Here is a 23,190-nt window from a genome sequence, read left to right on the forward strand (position 1 = left end):
CGGGTTACTTCCGCAGCCGGCGTTACTTCCGCAGCCGGCGCACCACGGCGCCGACGGCGGTAGCCGCCCCCGCGCCGGCCAGCAGCCACGGGCCGCCGACGATGATCGGGTCGATCCACTGGTGATTGACGTCCGCCCGCTTCCGGCCCGCCCGGGAAGAGAAGCCGTGGCGGGTGAACTCGCTCAGCACCCCGGTCTCCGTGATCGGATTGTCCGGGTGCAGGGTCGCGAAGGAAGCCAGATGGCTCTCCACGGCGTCCACCCGGTCCGCGGCGAGCAGGATCAGCCAGTGGGTCGCACGGGCCTCGCTGTACCGGCGGTAGGCGTACCGGCGCATCACGCCGGACAGCCCCTTGGGCGGGCAGGCGGTGCCGAACACCGGAGTGAGGAACTTGTGCTCGATCGAGCGCTCCCGCGGGAACTTTTCTTCCTGCCGTTCCGGGAATTCCCAATGCGCGCCGCTGAGGGTGGGATCAAACTGCAGCTTGGGCACCGCAGGACGGTCCCGGGGATCCAGGTCAACGCCCCAGCCCGGGATCCGCGCGCGCAGTTCCTCGCTGGAGGGGGTTCGGGTCGGCTTTTGCGGCGTGTAGGCCATTGCAGTGTCCTTCCTTTCAGGAACCGGGGACGATGACGGGCTTGATGCAGTTATCCAGCTTGGCGGAGAACATGTGATAGCCCTCGGCGATGTGTTCCAGCGGAATCCGGTGCGTGATGATCTCGCTGGGCTTGAGGTAGCCGGCCTTGATGTGCTCGAACAGGCGCGGCCACTGCCGTTTCATCGGCGTCTGGTTCATGTTCAGCGTCAGGCCCTTGTTCAGCGCGTCGCCGAACTTCACGGCGTTGAAGAGCGGACCGTAGGCGCCCATGACGGACACGGTGCCGGCCTTGCGTACCGAGTCGATCGCCCAGTTGAGTGCCACTGCGGACCCGCCCTGCAGTTTGAGCTTCGTGCCCGTAACCTGCTGCAGGAAATTGCCGTCAGCCTCGGCTCCCACGGCGTCGATTGCGACGTCGGCGCCGAGGTAGTCGGTGATCTTCTTCATGTGCACCACAATGTCGTCGTACTCGGTGAAGTTGTAGGTCTCGGCGTGGGCGAAGGTCCGGGCCTTTTCGAGCCGGTAGTCCAGGTGGTCAATCACGATCACCCGGCCGGCACCCATCAGCCAGGAGGACTTGGCGGCGTACAAACCCACCGGGCCGGCACCGAAAACCACCACCGTGTCCCCTTCGACGATGTCCCCCAGCTGGGCGCCGAAGTAGCCCGTGGCGAGTGCATCGGTGCACATCAGGGCGTCTTCTTCGTCCATCCAGTCGGGGATGATGGAGGGCCCGACGTCGGCGAACGGGACCCGGACGAACTCCGCCTGGCCGCCGTCGTAACCGCCGGTGGTGTGCGAATAGCCGTAGAGACTGCCTACGGCCGTGGCGTTGGGGTTGACGTTGTGGCAGTTCGAGTAGAGCCCCCGCGCGCAGAAGTAGCAGGAACCGCAGTAAATGTTGGCCGGGACCATCACACGGTCCCCGACCTTGAGGTTCTGCACGGACGACCCGACTTCCTCCACCACTCCGATGAACTCGTGGCCGAACGTCGTGCCGACCCGGGTATCCGGCATCAGGCCGTGGTAAAGGTGCAGATCGGAGCCGCAGATGGCCGCCCGGGTGACCCGCACGATGGCATCATTGGGGTGCTCGATCGGCGGTATGTCCTTTTCTTCCACCCTCACCTTGTAGGGCCCTCGGTACACCATCGCTCGCACTGGACAGTCTCCTCGTTTGAAGCCGGATCTGGCCCCTTAACGATAAGCAGACTTACTAACTTTGCAAGCCTGAACCCGGTCCGGCCGCCGGAAGCTTCACGGTGAAGACGCTTCCCCGCCCCGCCTCGCTGCTGAAGTCGATACTGCCTCCGTGCTCTTCCACGATCCTGCGGGTGATCACCAGGCCCAACCCTGCCCCGGGGATGGCCGCGGTGAGAACCTGGCCGGACCTGAAGAACTTGCTGAAGACCTGTTCCTGTTCCGCCGGCGTCATGCCGATGCCGGTGTCGGCGACCTCAATCACCACGGTTTCATCCTGCCTCCGCGCCCCGATCCGCACCGTTCCGCCGCCGGGCGAGAACTTGACGGCGTTGGACACCAGGTTCTCCAGCACCTGCCGGATCCGGTCTTCGTCCGCCACGGCCCGCAGCCCGGCCGCTACCTCCACACCGATTTCCACCCCGTTGATCCGCGCGTGGGGGCGGAAGGAATCCGCGGCGGCTGTGACGGTGGAAGCCAGATCCACTTCCTGCAGTTCCATCGCGCCGCTGTCGGATGCCACGGACAGCAGATCGGACACCAGCTGCAGCAGCCGCTCGGAATTCCGAACCGCTGCCTGCAGGGCCGATTCGACAGTGCCGGGCAACTGTCCTTCTTCTTCCAGAGCCATATCCAGGTAACCGAGGATGGATGTCAGGGGTGTTCGCAGCTCGTGGGACACATTACCCACGAACTCACCCTGTGCCGCCAGCGCGCGCACCAGCTGGGTGACGTCGCTGAACGCCAGGACGGAGCATTTGAAGTCCCCTCCGTTCCGCACCGGGCGCGCACACACGCTGACCGCCATCTTGCCCTCACCGGTGCCGATCCACATGATCTGCTGCGAAAAGGATTCACCGGCAACGGCACGGCGGATGGGGAGCAGCTCGTCCGGAAGCGGTGTGATCCGGTCCGGACCGTAAACAGACCACACTCCGGACTCGAAGTCGCTCAGGTCTTCGGCCCCCAAGATGGTCCGACTGGCCTCCATATGGGCGTTGGCGAGGATTTCCCGTCCTTCGTCATCCACCACGAGCACCCCCACGTCCACCGTGTCCAGGATGGTTTTCAGCAGTGATTCCCGCTCCTTGGCCGCACGCTCGGCAACTCCGCGTGCGGCCTCTGCGGCTTCGGCCTGCTGGAGCGCGTCAACCAGGTCGCGTTCATACCTGCGCCTTCCGGGCATGGGGAAAACCGTGATCAGGTCCATGGTGCGGCCGCGGGAGGCGGTCCGGACCGCCGAGATGTGGGCCGGCAGCCTGGTGCTTCCAGCTCCGTTGAAGTCGACGCTCAGATTCGCTGCAGGTACTGCAGTGAGTGCCGCGCTCCAGCGCTGGTATTCCAGCAGGTCTTCGGGCGAAAGGAGATCAGCAAAAACGGTGCCTGCGAGCGCACTCCGGTTCCTGCCGATCCAAGCCGCGAAAGTGGAGTTTGATTCCAGGATGACGCCCTGCCCGGAAACCACAACGTACCCGGACGGGGAACAGTGGAAAAGGGCCGGCCAGTCCGGAATGGACGTCCGTTGCCGGCCGATGCGCGGAATGGAAAACATGGGCATGCCGGACCTTTTGGAAGAACAAGTTATGCAGGGACAATTTTCCGGGTTCCGCATTCATCGGATATTCGAAGAAGTCTTGTGCCCGGCCAAACAATTTATCAGCCTGCTTGCGATTTCTGTAAATATGACGGAATTTCCCTATTCCCGGCCCTCGCGGCACGGGGGTGCGGCTGTGCGGCACCTCTGGACCTGCGTGCACAAGCAGGAGATATTACTCCTAATCGAGCGCTTCGGGATGGGTTCCGTCCGTCTTCGCAGCGAGGAACCTCAGGTGGTGGACACGGCCGCTGGATTGGGAAAGACTTCCATCCCGGGACGCGCTGAAATAGGCGTTCCGGGTGGGGTGGCTCAGCACAACAAGCACCGAAAGGATGGCCATGACCCAGCCAGCCGCACTCCGCACTCCCTCCCACCCCTCTCCTCACCCCACATGGTGGAACCTGACTGTTGATGCCGGTGGCTTCGAACTGGCAGATCGGATCATCGGTGAACTTGTGACCCCCCTCGTTGCGCAGGCCAGGCTTTGCGGAACCAAGCGGTGGTTCTATACCCGACGCATGCAGCCGTCCAATGCGCAGGTCCGGCTTCGGGTACTTGCCCCCGTGGAAACCCTGGACCGGCTGCAGTCCCTGCTGGGGGCACTGCAGGAGCAGTCCGGGGATCCGGTGCGCAGCCTCTCGGTGGAGCATGAATTTAACGAACCGGTGCTGGACCGGACAATCGGCACGGACGCGCTGCTGCCGTCGGTCGAAGCGGACCTGGCCCGCTACGGCGGCGTTGACGGGCTGGCCCTGGCGGAGGAAGTCTTCGAGCTTTCCTCCGATCTCTGCCTCTGGGCAACCGCCCGGTTTGCGAAGGCACAGAACCGATCGGCGCTGGCATCCCTGCTTCTCTTCGATTCGGCCTACGCCATGATGAAGGGACCGCGTGCCTCCACGTGGCCGGACCGCCGTCGGGTTTCCTGGGAGTACTACTGGGACAGCCATCTCCATAGCTGCACCGCTTCCGATCCGCGGGCTGCCGGAGTGCAGAAGGCCACAGGCGCGCAGGCCCAGGCCCAGTTGATGCCCGTGCACCGGCTGATGATGGCCACCGCCTCCGAACCCGCCGTCACCAACTGGCGCCGGCGCTGGCTGCGGACCATTGACACCTACCTCTACCGGGCAGACAAGGCCGGAGCCAGCCGCAGCGCCCAGCACCTCACCGTGTACCAGGCGCACGGCCTGTTAAACCGGCTGGGATTCACGCTTCGCCAGGAGGCACTGATCGGGGTCTATGCCAGGACGTGGAGCAGGGAAAAGGAAACCGAACTGGCGGAGGCCACCTAGGCGTGGGCGGGCAGCGGATGCGCGGACGGGGACGGGGCAGGCCGGCGATAGAATCAGCGTATGAGCCTAACCGCGGACCAGCAGTCCGTTGCAGCTGAATTGCAGCAGCTTATCCTGCAGACCGAGTCGGTGGAGTTCTTCCTTGAGGGCTTCGCCACGCGTGCCGCTGAGCTTTTCAGCAATGATGCCGAAGTCCTGGCCGGGGTGACCCTGCTTCGGAACAAGCAGGGCACCACCGTCGCCAGCAGCAGCGAGGCGGCCCGGGCGCTGGACGAGGTCCAGTACGGCTTCGGAGACGGACCGTGCATGCGGGCCTCGCGGACAGGGCGGACCGTTGTGGTGGAAGACGTGCGTACCGACCCGCGGTGGCCGGAGTATGCGGACGCCATCCGGGACCGCGGTTTCCACTCCATCCTCGGCGTCCCGCTTATCCTCGGCAGCGACGGCGGTGCCGGGCTCAACCTGTACGCCCGGGACGCGGGTCACTTCACGCCGGACATCATCCGGTCAGCCGAAACGTTCGCGGCCGAGGCGGCAGTTACCCTGCAACTGGCCGTCCAGATCGCCCGGCACAGGAGCACCGCCGATCACCTCCGCGCAGCCATGGGAGCCAGGACCACCATCGACGTTGCCGTAGGTATTGTCATGGCGCAGAACAAATGCAGCCAGGAAGCGGCCTTCGAGATCCTGCGCGATGCCTCCAGCAACCGGAACCTGAAACTCCGGGACGTAGCCGAGCGCGTGGTGCAGTCCGTGACCTCGCAGGCTGTGAAAACCCACTTCGTCGACTAGGGCGTGCCTCCGGGACGCTGTCCCGTCAGGCCTTGTCCACCAGCGCGGCGACGGCAGCGGCGGCTCCGCTGGCGTGCAGGGTGCCCAGAGCGGATAGGTACGCTTCCGTGAACCGGGCATCGGAGGCCAGGTCGGCGAAGAACTGCTGCTGTGAAATAAAGGCCAGCGGATCCTCCCGGTTCCGGGCGGCTACGGCCATTACCTCGTCCCGCCGGTTGTCCACAACGCGTATGGGCTCGCCTGCCTCATCCACACCCTCGGCGTAACGTGCCCAGGCGGCAATGATCGCAGCGGAACGGGAGACTTCGCCGCCGGCAGCCACGTTCTCGCGGACCACCGGAACCAGCCATTTCGGAATGCGGTCCGAGCTTTCGGCGCACAGGCGGGCGAGGGTGTCCCGGACGTGTTCATTGCCGAAACGCTGCAGCAGCCGTTTCTTGTAGGCCGTCAGGTCCACCCCCGGAACCGGAAGCAGGGTGGGGGTAGCTTCTTTATCCATGTAGTCCAGCAGGAACTGTGCCAGCTGCGGGTCACGAGCTGCTTCATGCACATATCGGTAGCCCGAGAGGTAGCCCAAATAGGCCAGGCCCTGGTGACCGCAGTTCAGCAGGCGGAGCTTCATCCGCTCGAACGGCTCCACATCCGTCGCCATGCTCACACCGGCGTCTTCCCACGGGGGCCTGCCCTGCGGGAACGCGTCCTCGAGGGCCCACTGCTCGAAGTCTTCGGCCACCACGGGCCATGCGTCCTCGACTCCGAACTCTGCCGACAGCAGCGTGCGGTCGGCATCGGTGGTCGCCGGAGTGATCCGGTCCACCATCGAGGAGGGGAAGGAAACAGCCTCCTGCACCCATTTGCCCAGTTCCGGGTCCCGCAGCCGGGCGAACTCCCCGAAGGCCTTTCGGGCCACTTCGCCGTTGCCCGGGACGTTGTCGCAGGACATCACCGCGAACGGTGCCACCCCTCGGTCACGCCGGCGGCGCAGTGCCTCGACAACCAGGCCGAAGACGCTCGAGGGCACCGCACCGGGCTGCAGGTCCGCCGCTACGCCGGCATTCCGGGGATCGAATTGTCCCGTGGTGTCGCTGATGTTGTAGCCGCCCTCGGTAATGGTGAGGGAAACGATGCGCGTGGCCGGGGATGCCATTTTTTCAATGACCGCTTCGGGATTTTCGGGTGCGAAAAGGTACTCGGCAATCGAGCCGATCACGCGGGCTTCCAGGGCCCCGTCGGGGTGCTTCAGGACCAGGGTGTACAGGCAGTCCTGGCTGTCCATCACGGTTTTCATGGCGGCGTCGGAGGGCAGCACACCCACTCCGCAGATGGCCCAGTCCAGGGCTTTGCCCTGGTTCATCAGGCGGTCCAGGTACATCGCCTGATGTGCCCGGTGGAATCCTCCGACACCGAAATGCACGATGCCGGTGCTGAGCCGGGAGCGGTCATAGCCGGGCCGGGCAATGAACTGCGGGAGATGGGGCAGGGACTCGTCACTGAGCTTGGTCATAACGCCGCCTTAGGCCGGGGTGCGGCCAATCTAGCAGATTGGCTCAGGCCCTCCCATAGAAGCGTTGGTGCCGCACCCTTACTCGACGGCCTGGGCGTCCAGTTCGATGAAGGCCCAGTCCGGCTCGGCGAGGATGGGGTCCATGACAGGGCCGCCGGCCTCGGCAATCCGGTCCTGGACCTTGGGCGGCAGGCCGTCCTGGCGGAGATTGTGCCTCAGCCAGTCCTTGGCCGAACCGTCCAGGTAAGGCCACCAGCGTTCGATTCGGATAGGTTCCACAGCAGCCCCCTTCAGCGTTGCGTAAATCCACGGTGACACCGGCAATGAGGGGGCGCAAGGGGGCAACGAAAGAGCAGCGGGGGAAGCCCGGGTGCTACCGACAGGTAGCACGCCGGGCCCGTGGAACTAGTCGCGGACGGTGATCGATTCCAGCGCCTCGCGGGCCTCTTCGGCCAGGGAATCGGGGATGGGGGCGCTCTTCGCTGCCTCCGCGGATGTCTGCTGTCCCTCCTCGCTCACCACATACTGGCCGAAGGTCCGCACCCGCTCGACGAGGTCGGCGTCGTCATAGGAACTGCAGTAGATCTGGTAGGAAACCAGCACCAGCGGGTAGGCCCCGGGCGCTGTGGTCCGCCGGTCCAGCTGGAGCGCAATGTCATGCTCCCCGCGGCCGGGGACGCGCTTGGACTGTTCGACGGCGGTGCTCGCCGCTTCGGCGCTGATCGGCACGAATTCGGTCCCGACGAGCAGGTTGGCGGTGCCCATGGAATCGTCGATCACCGAGTCGTCGGCGTAGGTGACGGCTCCCTCGGTGCGTGTCACCGTACTGACGACGCCGGAGCTTCCCTGTGCATTTTCGCCCTGCAGCCCTCCCGGCCAGGTTCCGGACGGTGCATCCGGCCAGGCATCGGGCGACACTTCGTGCAGGTACTCGGTGAAGTTCTCCGTGGTACCCGAGTCATCCGCTCGGCTGACGGGGGTGATCCGGGTTTCAGGCAGCTGGACGCCCGGGTTGAGTGCAGCGATGGCCGGATCATTCCAGGCTTCAATCTCGCCGCGGAACATCCGGGCAATGGTGACGGCGTCCAGGTTCAGCGACTCGATGCCGGGGAGGTTGAAGGCCACGGCAATCGGGGAAATGTAGGCGGGAATGTCCAGGGCGCCCTCCGGCCCGCAGACCGCCTTGGCGTCCTCGATCTCTTCTTCCTGCAGATAGGCGTCGGACCCGGCGAAGTTCACCGCACCGGCCAGCAGTGCGCTGCGCCCTGCACCGGAGCCGTCCGGCGAATACTGGAGCTGGACTTTGGGATGCAGCGTCCCGAAACCGGCGATCCAGGAGTCCATTGCAGGGCCCTGGGCACTCGATCCGGCCCCGGACAGCACTCCGCTGAGGTTGGAGGTGCTGTTCTCGGCAGCCTCGCGCTGGGCGTCGCCGAGGGGGTAATCGGATCCACACGCGGTCAGGGCAAGCGTTGCCAGCACCACCGTGGCCAGGGAACGGGCGGGGCGGATTGGGCGCAAAGTGTGTCCTTCCAAAGAAGCGGCTACGGCGTCCAACGCCGGGGAGGCAGGTACGAAAAAGCTGCCCTTTCAAGGCTAACGGGCAATCGGTCCCGCCTGCCAACCGAAATCCCCTTCCCCCTTGAGGAGCGCCGGGGCTGCTGTCAGCATTGACGGCACTGCGGAGAACACTGCTGGGGACAATACTGCTGCGGACAATACTGCTGCGGCGCGACCGCGCCGGAGACCACATGCCCCATGACCCCCCGCATGCGCAAGGAGTGCCCGTGCTGATTGCCGCCGCGATTTTTGCCGTAGTAGCCGCCGCCGTGGCGTTCTACTTATTTATGCTCGAATCCCTGCGCTGGGCCGAGCCGGAAACCGCGGAGATCTTTCAGCTGCGGGGAACCAATGCCGCCGCCACCGCACAACTGGCCTACAACCTGGGGTTCTACAACCTGTTCCTGGCGGTGGGCGCAGGACTGGGCGTGGTCCTGCTTGTCGCCGGTAATGCCGTGGCCGGTCTGACGCTGATGACCTTCACCACTGCCTGCATGCTGCTCGCTGCGGTGGTCCTGGTGCTCAGCGACAGGAGAATGGGCAGGCTGTCCCTGGTGCAGGGCGGGCCGGCGGCGTTCTCCCTCGTCTTTTCGCTGCTCGGGACCTGACGGGCCGCCCGCCGCGGAAAGCTACCGCGCAGCGGGGGCCGGCACCGCGTAGGCTGCCCGGGTCCAGAGGTGGAACAGGGCGTAGGAGCGCCACGGACGCCAGGGCTGCGACAGCAAGGCTGCCTCCCGCCCGCTTCCCACCCCGAGGGCGCGTTTCAACACCAAGTCATCGGCCGGGTAGGCATCACGGTCCCCCAGCACCCGCACAGCCAGGTAGTCCGCTGTCCACGGTCCGATCCCGGGCAGGGCCAGCAGGCCGGTGCGCACAGCCGCCGGCTCCGCCCCCGGGCGCAGCGGCAGGCCACCGGCCACGGCTTCGGCCAGCGCAGACAAAGTCCGGGCACGGGCATGGGTGATCCGGACCGCGGATTGGATCTCGGCGGCCGGCACCGCTGCCAGCCGCTCCGCCGTCGGGAAAGCAAACAACCCGTTCGGCCCGGGATCCCCGAACGCCGCAACCAGCCGGGCACCGAAGGTCCGGGCGGCCGCGAGGGATACCTGCTGCCCGAGGACAGTCTGGACGCCGGTTTCAAAGCCGTCCGCGGAGCCGGGCACCCGCAGGCCGGGGTGCCGGTTCACCAGGGGTTCCAGCAGCTCGAATCGGGAGAGGAACGGGTCCACTACGCCCGGATCGGCGTCCAGGTCCAGCCAGGTCCGGACCGTTGTTATCAGGGCGGCTTCCTCCGCTGCGGGCAGCGCGGGCAGGTCGAGGACTACTCCGGCGTCCCCCAGGGACACTGCCACGGCGAGGGGTGCCGAAGCTCCCGCCAGCAACCGCTCGACCGTAGCGCCGTCCTCCGTCCGGGTGACCCGCTCCAGGCCGGGCACGGCGTGCGCCTGCAGCGCACTGGCGAGCGGTTCCCAGGCGAAGGGGCCGCGGTGCCGGAGCGGACGCCGCTGCCTGCCTGCCAAAGCCGCAGCCTCGGTCATGACAGTCCGGTCATGCGCAGCGTGATATTGATCCGCCCCGCGGGCAGGCCGGATGCGGGGTCCGCCGTGCCTGCCAGGGTCCGCGGAACGCCGTGGTAGGCGAACCGGGAGGGACCGCCGAAGACAAACAGGTCTCCTGATTCCAGCTCCAAGTCGGTGTAGGGCCGGGTCCGCGTTTCAGTGTTGCCGAACCGGAAAACGCAGGTGTCCCCGATGCTGATGGATACCACCGGGGCGCTGGATTTCTCGTCCTTGTCCTGGTGCATGCCCATGTGGGCGCCCTCGGCGTAGTAGTTGATCAGCGCCGTATCGGGGGTGTAGTTCTCCGGCCGGAAATCGTCGCGGGCGTAACCGCCGTCGGGTTGCCGATAGGCCTCGCGGAGGGCATCGCGGCCCAACTCGACCAGCCAGTCCGGCAGGTCGGCGACGCGGCCGCCCCCGACGTCGTCGGCCGTCCGCGTGTACTTGTAGGGCTGCCAGTGCCAGCCCAGGCATACGGTCTGCACGGACATGGTGTGCCCGCCGGGGAGGACGGCGGCGCGCATGGGTACCGGCCCGATGGCCCACTGACGGCAGGCCTGGACAATGCGCTGCTGTTTCTCCGGCGGCAGCCAGCCCGGCACATGGACGGCGCCGACGGCGGGTTCGGAGCGTTCGCGGGGAAAGAGGGAGTTGCTCATGCGGCGGCTTCCAGGTCGAGGAGGATCTTCTTGGCGTCGGGACCGCCGCGGTAGCCGCCGGTGGTCCCGTCAGAGCGCAGGACCCGGTGGCAGGGGATGACCAGGGGCAGCGGATTGCGGCCGCAGGCGGTGCCCACCGCCCGGACGGCTCCGGGGTTTCCGGTCAGTGCGGCTATGCCCGCATACGTGGAGGTGTGCCCGTAACCGATCTGCTGCAGCGTCTGGACCACCGTCCGCCGGTATCCGGCGGTAAGCCGCAGGTCCAAGTCCAGGTCGAAGCTACGCCGGGTCCCGCCGAAGTACTCGCGGAGTTGGGCGGCGGGACGGGCCAGGCGCTCCGGAGCCTCGAGGATCCGCGGGCTGATCCGGGTGCTGAGGTCCTGCAGAACGGTGTCCACCCCTTCGCATTCGAACGCGACCCGGACCAGGCCGGCGTCGGTGGCGGCAAGGATGAGCCGGCCCACGGGACTGTCGATGACGGTGTAGGCAACGTCCAGCAGTCCGGCGAACTCGGCTCCTGCGGCCAGGCGGGAATGCAGGGCGGCAAGGACCGCGTCCTCGCGGGGATCGGGGTCCAGGAGGCCGGCACTGGAGGGGCCGGCGCCGGAGGTCTCAAAGGATGCCATGGCGGTCCTCCTCATACAGGGTTCGTAGTTTCTTGATGCCGTCTGCTGCGGAGCGGCGGCAGGCTGCTTCGCTGCCGCCGAGCAGCCGGGCCACGTCGGCATACGGGAGCCCGGCGAGGTGGTGGTAGGCCAGCGCCTCGCGCTGGCGCACCGGCAGGGTTTTCAGGGCCCACCACAATCCGTCCGTGTCGGCCTGCGGTGCCCTCACCGGTTCGGGCACGTCGTCCACCGGAACCGGGTTGCGGGCGGCGGAACGGTGCTGATCCACGGCCTTCCGCTTGGCTATGGTCACCAACCAGGCCTGGACGTTCGCGCCGTCGGGCAGGTCCGGGTAGGCGCCCAGGGCGGCGAGGAACGTTTCGGACCACGCGTCTTCGGCGTCGTCCGGACCCAGGACGGCACGGCAGACGCGCAGCACGGCCGGGCCGTGCTCGCGGACAATCTGCTCAAAGGGTTTCACTTCCACATACGGTAGACGTTTTCCGCGCTCCGTTTGTGAGCCGCCGTGTTAAGAAAGTTTCCCGCGTGCGACGGCGGTGGCTAGACTTCCCTCTACGTCGCAGATCAAAGGAGATCACCCCCATGCACAACCTCGCCGGCATTCTGACTGACACGGTGGCGCGCTTTCCGGAGCGGACAGCCCTGAAGCTAGATGAAACCGTTGTCTCCTACGCGGCCCTCGACGCCATGAGCGCCAAGGTTGCCGGCCTCCTCGCCAGCCGGGGGGTGGAGCCCGGAGACCGCGTTGCGCTGGTGATGCCGAACATCCCGCAGATGGCGTTCCTGTACTTCGGCGCCCTGCGCCACGGCGCCGTCGTCGTTCCCATGAACCCGCTGCTGAAGGCCCGCGAGGTGGCCTACCACCTGCAGGACTCGGGTGCCCGGATTGCCTTCGCGTGGGAGGGCGTGGCCGCGGAAGTCTCCGCCGGGGCGGAAGAGGCCGGCGGAGTGGAGGTGGTCTCCGTGGATTCGGCCGCATTCCTGCAGTTGCTGGCCGGTGCGGACAGCCGCACCGAAGTGGCTGAAGTGGCTGACCAGGACACCGCGGTGATCCTCTACACCTCCGGAACCACGGGCCGGCCCAAGGGTGCCGCCCTCACGCACCGGAACCTCCTCACCAACGCCTATGTGGCCCAGTCCCTGCTGAACACGGTGGAGACGGATGTCCACTTCGGCGGCCTGCCCTTCTTCCACGTGTTCGGCCAGACCGCGGCCCTGAACTCGTCCGTCCTGTCCGGTGCGTCCATCAGCCTGCTGCCTCGTTTCGATGCGGGCAAGGCCCTGGAGATCATCGAGCGCGACGGCGTGACCATCTTCGAAGGCGTGCCCACCATGTACGTGGGCATGCTGCGCCACCCGGCGGTCAGGACCACCAATCTGTCATCCCTGCGCGGCGCCATCACCGGTGGTTCCGCCATGCCGCTGGAAATCCTGCACGAGTTCGAGGAAGTTTTCGGCATTGAGCTGCTGGAGGGTTACGGCCTCTCGGAGACCTCGCCGATCGTCTCCTTCAACGTTCCCGGCGGCGACCGCCGGCCCGGCTCCATCGGTAAAACAGTGGCGGGGACGGAGGTCCGGATGCTGGACCCGGACGGCAACGACGTTCCGGTCGGCGAGGTCGGGGAGCTGTCCGTCCGCGGCGACGGCGTGATGAAGGGCTACTGGAAGAACGACGACGCCACGGCCGCTGCGATCCCGGACGGCTGGTTCCGGACCGGGGACCTGGCCCGTTTCGACGAGGACGGCAACATCTACATCGTGGACCGGAAGAAGGACATCATTCTGCGCGGCGGCTACAACGTCTATCCCCGTGAGGTCGAAGAGGTCCTCTACGAACACCCGGCCGTGGCCGAAGCCGCGGTCATCGGCATCCCCGATCCTCTGCACGGCGAGGAAATCGTCGCGGTGGTGGGACTTCGTGAAGAAGCAGTGCCCGCTGACGACGCAGCACGGGACGAGCTGATCGCAGACATCCAGCAGTTCACCAAGGACCGGTTGGCCGCGTACAAGTATCCGCGCCGGATCGAGCTGACCGACGCGCTGCCCAAGGGACCCACGGGCAAAATCCTGAAGCGGGAAATCAAGGTTTCCGCACCCCTGGCGGCCGAAGCGCCCGGAGCATAGGGGCTTCGGGGCTTACGGGGCCCCTACGGGGCCTTTCGCGGGGCCATCCCGGGGACTTTCGCGGGCCTGGAGGGGCCTGGAGGGGCCTGGAGGGGCCTGGAGGGGCCTGGAGGAAGGCGGCTTTAATATTTACCGCGAGCTCTGCGAGCGGCAAATTTCGTTGCCGCCGTTCCAGGCCCCGTAGGAACCGGGGAATGCAGCGCTAGGCGTAGGGCTCGACGTCGGCCGCTGCCTCCCCGGGCAGTCCGGCCGGCTCGTCGGAACGAACCAGCACAACGCCGGCAACAATCAGGCACCCGCCTGCCAGCTGGACGGGGCGTGGCAGCTCCGAAAGCAGCAGCCACGCCCACAGGACGGCGAACAGCACCTCGGTCAGGGACACGAACGAAGCCACCCGGGAGCCGAGGGAGCGAGCCGCAATGATCCCGGTGACGTAGGCCAGCACCGTGGAAAACAGCACCAGGCCGATCAGCGGAACCCACCATGCGGTCCGCCACCCTGCCAGGTCCACATCCGTGGTGCTGAAATTTAGGGAAAGGATGCCCGTGAGGCCCAACGCGGCCATGGTGGCACCGCCCACAAACATGCCGCCCGTGGCCAGCACCAGCGGCGGGAGGGAATCGTTCTGCTTGGCGGTGATGAAGAAATAGCTCGCCAGGCAGACCGCGGCGGCGAGTCCCCACAGCACTCCCACCGGGTCAATGCGCGTGCTGCCTCCCAAATCCAGTACCAGCACCAGCCCCGCCACGGCGGCCACCGTGCCGAGGACCGTGCGGATGCCGGGGCGGCGTCGCGTGGCAGCCCAAATCCAAAGCACCATCAGCACCGGTGCCAGGAACTCCAGCAACAGGGCCACTCCCACGGACAGGCGCTCCACCGCATTGAAATAGAAGAACTGGCACCCGGCCACCCCGATGAACCCGAACAGCACGATGGTGCGCCAATTGCTCCGAACCTGGCTCCAGCGTCCGCGCAGGACGAACGCAGTAGGAACCGCGAGGACTAGTGCCGCTCCGAGCATCCGGACAGCAACGGCGCCGGTGGGGCTCCAACCGGTTTCCAGCAGCGCCTTCGCAAAGGATCCGGACAATCCAAACACCGCCGACGATGCCAGCGCCACGAGAATCCCGGCAGCTCCCGGCCGCAGTGCCGTTTGGCTGCCTTTTGTCCGCGCCCGTGCCATGAATCTCCCTGCGGTTTAGTACAGCCCGGGACACGGGGGTCCGGGATTACGACGGCGACCCTACCCGGCCTGGGGAGCGCTTTCAATATGCTCTTGGCCCGGATAATCCGCATCCTTGCTATCTAGGGAGGGGCACGCTATTCTCGCCCTTACCTGCGGTATGGGTCTCTATCCGTTGCAGGTACCACTTATTGATGGCGCACAATACTGTGCGCACTTCAAATACTTGTTCAGCAGTTTCAGTCTCGTTCCCTCCGCATTCTCCATTTGCCGCCTTACCAGCATGGAAACGTCGGGGGTCGACGGTTTTATGGGGGAAAATTTCATGCAGGAAAATTCACGCAATATTTCGGCACGGCTCGGCGCCGTTAGCGCCGTCGCGCTTTTGACGGTCAGCGGTGCATTCATTGCCAGCCCCGCGATGGCCGGAGAGATGCCGTCTCCGGAGCCCAGCGAGACCACCACGCCGTCTCCGGATCCCAGCGAGACCACCACGCCGACTCCGACGCCGACTCCTTCGGTCACCACCACGGCGGCTCCGGATCCCACCGGTACGGCAACCCCGACGCCCACGGGCACCGCCACCGCGACGCCCACCGAGACCGCACCCGCGGCCTTGGCAGCGCCCACCGTTAACCTCAAAAACGGTGATGTCGTCAAGACGAGCCAGCGCATCACGGGAACGGCTCCGGGGGCAACCTCCGTGGAGTTGACCGCCAATGGAGTGGTGCAGACCATCCCGGTAGCGGCAGATGGCACGTGGAGTGTCCTCGCGCCCACCGTCGTCGCGGTGGACGGGGAGCCGCTGACCCTTTCGATAGTTGCCATCAACGGCGACGCCAGGTCAGCTGCCACCACTGTCACAGTGGCCCTTGAAGATGCTCCGCTGCCGGCTCCGGCTGTCACCACCCCGACCCGCGTCGTGGACTCCCTGAAGGTTCTCACCGGTAACGGCGTCCCGGGGGCCACCGTCACGATCACGATCAACGGGGACGTAGCAGCACCGATTACCGGCGTCGTCACAGTCGGCGAAAACGGCATCTGGGAGCTGACCCTCGAGACGCCGCTGGGCTACGGAGAGTATGACCTGACCCTCGTGCAGTCGCAGGAGGGCAAGGAAAGCTCCGAGACAATCAACGACTTCATCGATGTGGTCCCCGCCGCTCCGGTGGTCACCACCCCGGGCAACGGTGCCGAAATCCCCGTCAACAAGCTGCCGGCAGCAATCACCGGTACCGCGGTGCCCGGTGCGGACGTCGAGCTCGTCGTCGACTTCGATCTCGACGGTGAGGCGGATGTGGATGAACTCGCGATCCAGGCAACCGTCGCCGATGCCAGCGGCAACTGGTCCGTCCCGTTGACTCCTTTGGCTGAGGGCGCCCACAACATTGTTGCCATCCAGGCCGTCGGAGATGCTGTTTCCGATTTCTCCGACACCAGCTTCGTCGTTACGGCTGCAGTTGTTGACCCGCCCGTCACCGTCAATCCCGTTCCGGCCGGAAACCCGGGAGCGGGCGGACTGCCCGACACCGGTGCAGCAAACCTGGGCCTGCTGGCCGGAGGCGGAGCAGCCCTGCTCACCGCCGGTGGTGCAGCCCTGCTGTTCAACCGCCGCCGCAACGCGGCTTCTGAGTCCTAGGAATTCCTAATCGATAAACGAGGCGGGCCCCGGCGAATAGCCGGGGCCCGCCTCGTTTATGCCCTTTTCCGCGAACCCCGGTGACGTTAGACCCGGCATGCAAAGGGCCCATGCACAAGCCTTGCCATACCGGGCGGTGACCGCTATTCTTTCGCGTGTCTGTGATCTCGGTTACCCGGTGCTTTAATTCCGGCCGGTTGAATTCATTGGCAGGATAACGGCCTTTCAGGGAATCGGCCGGGATCGGTACAAATTCAGTAGTGTCAGTCTCATTACCTCCGCAGTCTCCAGGTGCCGTGCCGTACGTGCGCCTGCACGGAAACGCCGGGGGCCAATGCTTTATGGGGGAAAAATTTCATGCAGGAAAGTTCACGCCCGCTCTATGCACGGGTAGGCGCCCTTAGCGCCGCTGCCCTTTTGGCGGTGAGCGGCGCATTCATCGCCGGCCCGGCCATGGCTGATACCGGGGACGCCCCGCAGCCAACCGAAACACCTGCCGCTGCGCTTCTGCAGGGCACAGAAATCCCGGCCTCGGATGCCGGAGAACTGGCCCCCGGCCTCGAGGAGGCCCTCCAGCGCGATCTCGGCATGACCGTCGACGAATTCGTAGCTGCAGGCGACCTTGGCAAGAAGGCTTCGGACAACCTCGAGCGGCTCAAGGCCACTGCGGGCTTTGTCGGCATTGAGGTCCTCGACGGCAGCCTGGTTATCACCGGCAGCGGCGAAGAACTCCTGGCACTCGCTACCGAACTCGACGCCACAGTCGTTGAGCCCGAGGCCCCGGCCGCAGAGGCTCCCAGCGAAGATCAGGCACCCGAGGCGTCCCCGGCGCTCCAGCCGTCCGAAGCAGCCGAGGAAAAAGCTCCGGCTGACGTGGAAGCAAAGCGGGCATCGGATCTCCGGAGCCTCCTGTCCGAGTACGCCGCAGCAACGGGCAGTGCGGACAAGCTGCAGTCCGTCAGCGGCAACATCGACCAGGGGTTTGAACTCAAGGTGGGCGAGCCCGCAGAAGCGCTGGGTTCCCCCTCGGCCCGCGGCACGGCTGCACCAATGACGCCGCAGCAGTTCGACGAGCTGTACTCAAACGTCACGGTCACCTACGACCACGGGACCACGTTGAAGTTTGAGGACATTCCGAATGGTTCGGGCTACCTCTTCGAGACCGCCGAAGGTGCCTTTGCCTGCTCCATCGGTTTCGCCGGGTTCAATGCCGACGGCGAGGCTGCGGCCATCACCGCCGGGCACTGCCCGGACGGCGCATTCCCCGAGACCGTTCTCGAACACCATGCCTACGCCTTGGGCCTCTTCAGCGCCACCTACGAATTCGGCGGCACCGAGACCGATCCCGGTACCGATATCGGCGTCATCGACGAGATCAACCCCGAACTGACCCTGCTCCCGGAAACCCTGCAGTGGAAAAACGTTGATGATCTTTCCGCCACCACGGTGAAGGTCACCGGATCCACCGCTCCCGTCGTGGGCGCACCGATCTGCAAGTCCGGCCGGACAACCTTCTGGACCTGCGGCACCATCCTGCAGAGTGATCATCTCGTCAACGTTGAGGGCTCCTGGGTTGAAGGGTTTGAAGCCGAGCTTCAGGCTGCACAGGGTGACTCCGGCGGATCCATGATCTCCGGCAACCTGGCCGTAGGCCTCATTAGCGCAGGCGTACCCGGCTCCGGCAAGGTCACGGGTGCGGACCTCGGCCGTGCAATGGACGTGCTCCCCGGCTACACCCTCGCCGTGCACCTGGACGCACCCGCGCTGACCAGCCCGGCGAACAACGGCACCGTTGACACCGACGCGGCCATCACCGGCACGGCTCCTGCCGGCAGCACCGTAAACCTGAACGTCGACGGTGTGGACTCGACGGTAGAGGTCGCCGCGGACGGCACCTGGTCCTTCAAGGCACCGACTCTGGTACCGGCCGACGAAAAGCTCACCATCACCGCGCAGGCCATCAACGGGTTCAGCAAGTCCACCGTCAGCAACTTCGAACTGACGGTCAAGGAAGCTCCCCTGCCGGCTCCGGTCTTCACGACTCCTGCCACAGTGCTGCATTCCATTGAGACCATTGAAGGCACCGGCGTAGCCGGCGCCACCGTATCCCTGACCGTGCCGGGCGACGCCGAGGAAGAGGAAGTAGCAGCCGCTGCAGTTCTCGATACCGAGGTCGACGACGAAGGCAAATGGTCGGTAACCCTCGAGGAACCGCTGACGTACGGCGTCTACAAGCTGTCCGCAGTCCAGGGCGGCATTGCCGGCAAGGAAGACTCGGGGGCAGCGACGCTGAACCTTACGGTCGCACCCGACGCTCCGGTGATCACCTCCCCAACTGACGGCCAGGAGTTCGTTGAAGGTTCACTCCCCAACGAAATCACCGGTACCGGCACCGCCGGCGTCGAGGTGACCGTTGCGGTCGATGACGAGGCCCTCGAAGCCGTAGTCGTGGATGAAGACGGCAACTGGTCTGTTCCGATGGGCGATTTGACCGTGGGCGACTACGGAATCACGGCCGTACAGACCATCAACAGCGCTCCGTCGGCCAACGCCTCCGCGAGCATCACGGTCACCGCAGCCCCGGTTGTGGTGAACCCGGCTCCGGCCGCTAACCCGGGTGGCGGACTGCCTGACACCGGCGCCGCCAACCTCGGCCTGCTGGCCGGAGGCGGAGCATCCCTGCTCGCCGCCGGTGCCGCAGCGCTGATGTACAACAAGCGCCGCCGGGTTTCTGTGGGCGCCTAACAACACCAGCGGTACACACTGAAGCGGGTCCCTGCCAACGGCCGGGACCCGCTTTGACTTAAGCTACAGTCACGCACCAGGAGGAATCATGATCCGAAACCGGACACCGCCGTCGCTCCACCTGCTTACAGTCCGATCCCTGGCCGGGGCCGCCCTGGCAGCCGTGATCGCCGCAGGCGCGGTTACCGGCTGCGCACCGCTATCCGCAGACGGCGGGCCGGGCACCCCGCCGGATTCGCCGTCCGGCACTGCCACGTCAGCCACACCAGGATCGGATGCAACCATGACAACGAACGGACCCGGTGCCCAGCTGCTGCTGCTGCACGCGCGCCTCAGGAACGAGCTGGGAACCGAATACGCTGACGGCTGGATTGACCGCGGCGTTCTCCACATCGCGGTGACCGGTCCGGAGGCCGAGGCCCAGGTGCGCGACGCCGGTGCAGAGCCGGTCCTCGTGGCGTTCAACGCCGACCAACTGCAGCAGGCCCGCAGCCAAGTGCAGACCTGGCTCGCGGACAAGCCCGTTCCGAACCTGGAAGTCCACTCGATCAGCACCAGCGGACGCACCGGAGCGGTGACCGTCCAGGTCCCCGCGGATCAGGTCGCCGCCCTGCAAGCGGCAGCCGACGAGCAGGCACCTGCCGGAGAAATATCCGTCATTGTGGAGGAATCAGCGGGAATGGCAACCCCGCTGTCCACAAAGTAGGAACAAGCTCCGCAAAACCGGCGGTGGAGCCGCCTGCGGGCCTAGGGTTGATGGGTCAAGCAGGCGGCACTTCCGCCTATCTGCCTGGATTTTCGCCATGGAGCAAAAGCTGCTCGCCCTTGTTCGCCGCCGCACCGCCTGGATTGTCCTCGCTGCCTGCGCGGCATACTGGCTGGCCCTTTGGGCCGGATTCCTGGAGGCACCGCTGGGAACCCCGCCCACCCTGATGTTCCTGTGGATGTACTGCACTCTCATGATTGCCCTGGGAAGCGCACCGGTGGCTGCGGCCGCCGTCGCCGCGTTGTTTCTGCACCGCTCCGCCGCCCGGGCCGGCGCGGCAAAAGGAGCCGGTCCCGCCGTGCCGGAGGATGCCGGCCGTTCCCGGCGCTTATACCTTCTGCTCCATCCAGAGCTCAAGAAGCAGTAACAAAACAGGTGGTCCGGACTATTGATAACCCGTGAGCGCTCTGGTGTCCTGATCAGGCGGTCCAGCAGGGGGCCGAACCTGCTGCTGAAAACCCGTGCTGCTCATGAGCGCTTTCTCCGGTGTTCCGTCCTCCCTGCTTCCGTTTGAAAAAGCCCGCCAGGCACGCGGTGACCTGCAGCAGGCGCTGCACAACGAACTTGTCCTCCGGTACCGGGAAATCGCTGAAACGGCTGCCGCCGCCTACGCGGGGAGAGGGCGTGAGCTGGCGGACCTGCGCCAGGTCGCCTACATGGGCCTGATCAAGGCGGTACGCCGCTTTGATCCTGCCGTCGGCCCGCATTTTCCGGCCTTCGCGGTTCCCACCATTCACGGAGAGCTCAAGCGCTATCTTCGGGACCACTCCTGGGTAGTCCGGCCGCCGCGGCAACTCCAGGACCTGCGGACCGCCATCGCCAGGCTGCAACCGGAACTCCTGCAGACGCTCGGGCGGGAGCCGTCACTGCGTGAACTGTCCGAGGCATTGGGAGTTCCCACGAAAGCCGTTTCTGAAGCACTGAACTGCCAGAGCAGCCTTCGCCCGGAATCCCTGGAAGCGCTGGCGGACACAGCCGGTACGGAGCAATGGGCCGTAGCCGATGGCCGGCTGGAGCGGGCCGAGAACCTTGCCATGCTGCGCCGCGCCGTGCGGAATCTGACCGACCAGGACAAGGAGCTGCTGTTCCTGCGGTATTTCCACGAGGAATCCCAGCAGGCCATCGGAGAACGGCTGGGCCTGACCCAGATGCAGGTCTCCCGCAGACTGGCGAGGATCCTGGTGCGGCTGCAGCATGACCTGCTGGATGCCCCCAAGCCACTCACCCAGGCAGCGACCCCCGCAGCCAGGGACAGCGCAACCGCCTGAACCGCCGCGCGGCCTGCGCTGCCCTACCCGGATACCGTACGGCGCCCTGTTACCGTTCCACCATGGATCCTGCCGCTGCCCCGGAAACCAGTGCCCCGGAAAATAGAGTCCCGCCAGCCACCGTCCCGCCCAAACTGGCCAGGGGCGACCTGCTGCGCGTCATTGCCCCGGCGGCGAGCCGCGCCATGGTGGCCGAACACGATCACAGCGCCCTCATCGAACGCCGTTTCGCTGACTTGGGCCTGCGGCTTTCCTACGGCCGCCACGTGGATGAGCGGGACATTTTCGACTCCACCTCGGTCGCCTCCCGCGTTGCCGACCTGCATGACGCGTTTGCGGATCCGGAGGTCAAGGGGATCCTGACCGTCATCGGCGGCTTCAACAGCAACGAGCTGCTCCCCTATCTGGATTGGGACCTGATAGCCGCCAATCCGAAGATCCTGTGCGGATATTCCGACATTACGGCGCTGCAGAACGCGATTTTCGCCCGCACCGGCCTGGTGACCTATTCCGGGCCGCACTGGTCCAGCTTCGGTATGCGGGACCACTTTGACCTAACGCAGCAGTGGTTCGTGGACGCCCTGGTGAACGGCTACCGGATGGAGCTTGCCCCCTCCCCCGAGTGGACCGACGACGCCTGGTTCCTGGACCAGGACAACCGCAGTCCCCAGCCCGGGGAAGGATGGTGGCCCCTGCAGCAGGGCAGCGCCTCCGGCCGCATTATCGGCGGGAACCTGTGCACCCTGAACCTCCTGCAGGGCACCGCGCAGATGCCTCCGCTGGCCGGCGCCGTGCTCATGCTGGAGGACGATGCCACGACCGATCCCAGAACCTTTGCCCGGGACCTCACCTCCCTGCTCCAGCAGCCGGACGCGGAGGATATTCAGGGCCTGGTCATCGGCAGGTTCCAGGCGTCCAGCGGCATCACGCTGCCGCATCTGCAGGAGATCGCGGCCCAGCCCGCCCTGGCAGGCCTGCCGGTCCTGGCCAACGTCGATTTCGGGCACACCCAGCCGCAGCTGACCCTGCCGATCGGCGGCCGGGCGGAACTAACCGTGGACGCATCCGGCGGCCGGCTGCGCCTGAGCGACCGCTAGAGCGCCTCGAGCTTCTCCACGGCGGCCAGGACGTCCTCCACCGTGACCGCCAGCAGTGCAGGGTCCGGATCCGTGGCGAAGGTGTCTCCGCGGCGTCGGCTGCCGTCGGTCAGGGCGATGTGCGGGCCCGGCGGCGGACCCCATTCACTGACCGGCGCCGGGCCGAACAGGACCACTGACGGCCGGGCATAGGCCGACGCCAGGTGCGCCGCACCGGTATCGGCCGAGATCACCAGCCGGGACCGGGAAATCACGGCGGCGAACTCGTCCAGCCGGAGCTCACCGGCCACAACGCACTCCGCCCCCAGCCCGGCGGCGTCGGCGACGGCGAGCGCCCGCTGCCGCTCGGACCGGCTGCCCGTAAAGAGGATCGGGGAACCGGCGGCGTCGAGTTCACGGGCGACGTCGGCAAACCGGTCCGCGGGCCAGAGCCGGCTGCCGTAGGCCGCGCCCACATGGATCACGACCGCTTCCGGCGCATTTTCCGCCGCCGACGGCGGATCCAACCGGTAATCCAGCGGATCCGCAGGGATGCCGTGCCAGGACAGCAATCCTGCCCACCGCTCGCGTTCGTGGACGCCGTCCTTCCACGGCGGACCGTCCCATCCGGGTCCGGCGTGCCCGATCCGGCGCCTTGGCTGCAGCGCCTCGATCCGGCTGCAGCTCTCCGGACCGCTGCCGTGCAGGTTCACGGCAACGTCTATTTGTCCGGGTTCGAGTGGAATGGGCACATCCAGGCCGTGCAGGGGAAGCAGGTCATCCACGGCACCGGTGAGCGGCAGGATGGGACGCAGCCACTCCTGCGCCGCATACCGGATGCGGTGCTCCGGATACTCCCGCCGCAGGGCCTTCAGCGCCGGAACCGCGACCAGCAGATCCCCCAGTTTCAGGGCCCGCAGCACCAGCAGTTCGGGACGTCCGGCCACGTCGGGCATGGGCGCAGTTTCCTTCCGGTCGGTCAACTCCTGCCAGAACGTCCACAT

General features: G+C 66.2%; 23 protein-coding genes. 10 read left to right on the top strand and 13 right to left on the bottom strand.

Going from position 1 to position 23,190, the window contains the following annotated elements; all coding sequences use genetic code 11:
- Positions 1 to 22: 22 nt before the first annotated feature.
- The 4 genes from N2K99_RS15875 to N2K99_RS15890 all read right to left on the bottom strand — a co-directional run bounded on the left by N2K99_RS15875 (position 23) and on the right by N2K99_RS15890 (position 3,736).
- Positions 23 to 598, bottom strand: coding sequence for a hypothetical protein (locus tag N2K99_RS15875; RefSeq protein WP_227932726.1), 576 nt, complete (start codon positions 596 to 598; stop codon positions 23 to 25).
- A gap of 16 nt (positions 599 to 614) precedes the next feature.
- On the bottom strand, positions 615 to 1,760 hold the full coding sequence (locus N2K99_RS15880) for a zinc-dependent alcohol dehydrogenase (protein WP_227932725.1): 1,146 nt from the start codon (positions 1,758 to 1,760) through the stop codon (positions 615 to 617).
- 55 nt (positions 1,761 to 1,815) lie between these two features.
- Positions 1,816 to 3,357 carry an ATP-binding protein gene (locus N2K99_RS15885; protein ID WP_227932724.1) on the bottom strand — a complete coding sequence of 514 codons (1,542 nt, stop codon included), beginning with the start codon at positions 3,355 to 3,357 and terminating at the stop codon, positions 1,816 to 1,818.
- Positions 3,358 to 3,574: 217 nt separating this feature from the next.
- Positions 3,575 to 3,736 (bottom strand): hypothetical protein, encoded by a 162-nt coding sequence (locus tag N2K99_RS15890; RefSeq protein WP_227920135.1) that lies wholly within the window; start codon positions 3,734 to 3,736, stop codon positions 3,575 to 3,577.
- Here N2K99_RS15890 and N2K99_RS15895 point away from each other — a divergent pair.
- Together N2K99_RS15895 and N2K99_RS15900 are read left to right on the top strand one after the other, a co-directional pair.
- Entirely contained in the window at positions 3,735 to 4,685 is a 951-nt protein-coding gene (locus tag N2K99_RS15895; protein ID WP_227932723.1) for a lantibiotic dehydratase C-terminal domain-containing protein, read from the top strand. The two genes, N2K99_RS15890 and N2K99_RS15895, sit on opposite strands and share 2 nt — an antisense overlap.
- 60 nt (positions 4,686 to 4,745) lie before the next feature.
- Positions 4,746 to 5,477: a GAF and ANTAR domain-containing protein gene (locus N2K99_RS15900; RefSeq protein ID WP_227920149.1), complete on the top strand. Its 732-nt coding sequence runs from the start codon at positions 4,746 to 4,748 to the stop codon at positions 5,475 to 5,477.
- A gap of 25 nt (positions 5,478 to 5,502) precedes the next feature.
- Here N2K99_RS15900 and N2K99_RS15905 read toward each other — a convergent pair whose 3' ends face one another.
- From N2K99_RS15905 to pstS, 3 genes are all read right to left on the bottom strand, one after another.
- On the bottom strand, positions 5,503 to 6,981 hold the full coding sequence (locus N2K99_RS15905; RefSeq protein WP_227932722.1) for a mannitol dehydrogenase family protein: 1,479 nt from the start codon (positions 6,979 to 6,981) through the stop codon (positions 5,503 to 5,505).
- A 78-nt stretch (positions 6,982 to 7,059) separates the two neighbouring features.
- Entirely contained in the window at positions 7,060 to 7,260 is a 201-nt protein-coding gene (locus N2K99_RS15910; RefSeq protein ID WP_227920152.1) for a hypothetical protein, read from the bottom strand.
- Positions 7,261 to 7,386: 126 nt separating this feature from the next.
- Positions 7,387 to 8,502 carry a phosphate ABC transporter substrate-binding protein PstS gene (gene pstS / locus N2K99_RS15915; protein WP_227932721.1) on the bottom strand — a complete coding sequence of 372 codons (1,116 nt, stop codon included), beginning with the start codon at positions 8,500 to 8,502 and terminating at the stop codon, positions 7,387 to 7,389.
- Positions 8,503 to 8,768: 266 nt separating this feature from the next.
- Here pstS and N2K99_RS15920 point away from each other — a divergent pair, with 266 nt between their 5' ends.
- The gene (locus N2K99_RS15920; protein WP_227920154.1) at positions 8,769 to 9,149 is read left to right on the top strand and encodes a DUF1304 domain-containing protein; all 381 of its coding nucleotides are present in this window, start codon (positions 8,769 to 8,771) and stop codon (positions 9,147 to 9,149) included.
- 21 nt (positions 9,150 to 9,170) lie between these two features.
- On the opposite strand, the gene N2K99_RS15925 is transcribed toward N2K99_RS15920, so the two are convergent.
- From N2K99_RS15925 to N2K99_RS15940, 4 genes are read right to left on the bottom strand one after another with little or no spacing between them, the layout of a single operon-like run.
- Entirely contained in the window at positions 9,171 to 10,079 is a 909-nt protein-coding gene (locus N2K99_RS15925; protein ID WP_227932720.1) for an AlkA N-terminal domain-containing protein, read from the bottom strand.
- Complete coding sequence (locus N2K99_RS15930) at positions 10,076 to 10,759, bottom strand: alpha-ketoglutarate-dependent dioxygenase AlkB (protein ID WP_227920159.1); 684 nt, start codon at positions 10,757 to 10,759, stop codon at positions 10,076 to 10,078. Before N2K99_RS15930 ends, N2K99_RS15925 begins: the two co-directional genes overlap by 4 nt.
- Positions 10,756 to 11,385: a methylated-DNA--[protein]-cysteine S-methyltransferase gene (locus N2K99_RS15935; protein ID WP_227920163.1), complete on the bottom strand. Its 630-nt coding sequence runs from the start codon at positions 11,383 to 11,385 to the stop codon at positions 10,756 to 10,758. Before N2K99_RS15935 ends, N2K99_RS15930 begins: the two co-directional genes overlap by 4 nt.
- Positions 11,372 to 11,851, bottom strand: a complete 480-nt coding sequence (locus tag N2K99_RS15940) for an RNA polymerase sigma factor (RefSeq protein ID WP_374200018.1) — start codon at positions 11,849 to 11,851, stop codon at positions 11,372 to 11,374. The genes N2K99_RS15935 and N2K99_RS15940 overlap by 14 nt, the downstream gene beginning before the upstream one ends.
- Before the next feature lie 116 nt (positions 11,852 to 11,967).
- Between N2K99_RS15940 and N2K99_RS15945 the strand changes: the two genes are divergently transcribed.
- Positions 11,968 to 13,509: a long-chain fatty acid--CoA ligase gene (locus tag N2K99_RS15945; protein WP_227932718.1), complete on the top strand. Its 1,542-nt coding sequence runs from the start codon at positions 11,968 to 11,970 to the stop codon at positions 13,507 to 13,509.
- 202 nt (positions 13,510 to 13,711) lie between these two features.
- Here N2K99_RS15945 and N2K99_RS15950 read toward each other — a convergent pair whose 3' ends face one another.
- The gene (locus N2K99_RS15950; RefSeq protein WP_227920171.1) at positions 13,712 to 14,692 is read right to left on the bottom strand and encodes a DMT family transporter; all 981 of its coding nucleotides are present in this window, start codon (positions 14,690 to 14,692) and stop codon (positions 13,712 to 13,714) included.
- A 325-nt stretch (positions 14,693 to 15,017) separates the two neighbouring features.
- Between N2K99_RS15950 and N2K99_RS15955 the strand changes: the two genes are divergently transcribed.
- The 6 genes from N2K99_RS15955 (at position 15,018) to N2K99_RS15980 (ending at position 22,207) form a co-directional block, all read left to right on the top strand.
- Complete coding sequence (locus N2K99_RS15955; RefSeq protein WP_227932717.1) at positions 15,018 to 16,331, top strand: LPXTG cell wall anchor domain-containing protein; 1,314 nt, start codon at positions 15,018 to 15,020, stop codon at positions 16,329 to 16,331.
- A 357-nt stretch (positions 16,332 to 16,688) separates the two neighbouring features.
- The gene (locus N2K99_RS15960) at positions 16,689 to 19,076 is read left to right on the top strand and encodes an LPXTG cell wall anchor domain-containing protein (RefSeq protein WP_227932716.1); all 2,388 of its coding nucleotides are present in this window, start codon (positions 16,689 to 16,691) and stop codon (positions 19,074 to 19,076) included.
- Between the two features lie 283 nt (positions 19,077 to 19,359).
- On the top strand, positions 19,360 to 19,782 hold the full coding sequence (locus N2K99_RS15965) for a hypothetical protein (RefSeq protein ID WP_227920178.1): 423 nt from the start codon (positions 19,360 to 19,362) through the stop codon (positions 19,780 to 19,782).
- A gap of 97 nt (positions 19,783 to 19,879) precedes the next feature.
- The gene (locus N2K99_RS15970; protein ID WP_227932715.1) at positions 19,880 to 20,209 is read left to right on the top strand and encodes a hypothetical protein; all 330 of its coding nucleotides are present in this window, start codon (positions 19,880 to 19,882) and stop codon (positions 20,207 to 20,209) included.
- A 103-nt stretch (positions 20,210 to 20,312) separates the two neighbouring features.
- On the top strand, positions 20,313 to 21,110 hold the full coding sequence (locus N2K99_RS15975) for a sigma-70 family RNA polymerase sigma factor (protein WP_227932714.1): 798 nt from the start codon (positions 20,313 to 20,315) through the stop codon (positions 21,108 to 21,110).
- Positions 21,111 to 21,172: 62 nt separating this feature from the next.
- Entirely contained in the window at positions 21,173 to 22,207 is a 1,035-nt protein-coding gene (locus N2K99_RS15980; protein ID WP_227932713.1) for a S66 peptidase family protein, read from the top strand.
- Here N2K99_RS15980 and N2K99_RS15985 read toward each other — a convergent pair.
- Positions 22,204 to 23,142, bottom strand: a complete 939-nt coding sequence (locus N2K99_RS15985; protein ID WP_227932712.1) for a glycosyltransferase family 9 protein — start codon at positions 23,140 to 23,142, stop codon at positions 22,204 to 22,206. The genes N2K99_RS15980 and N2K99_RS15985 overlap by 4 nt on opposite strands.
- Between the last annotated feature and the right edge of the window lie 48 nt (positions 23,143 to 23,190).

Source organism: Arthrobacter sp. zg-Y1110 (assembly GCF_025244865.1).
Classification (GTDB): domain Bacteria; phylum Actinomycetota; class Actinomycetes; order Actinomycetales; family Micrococcaceae; genus Arthrobacter_B.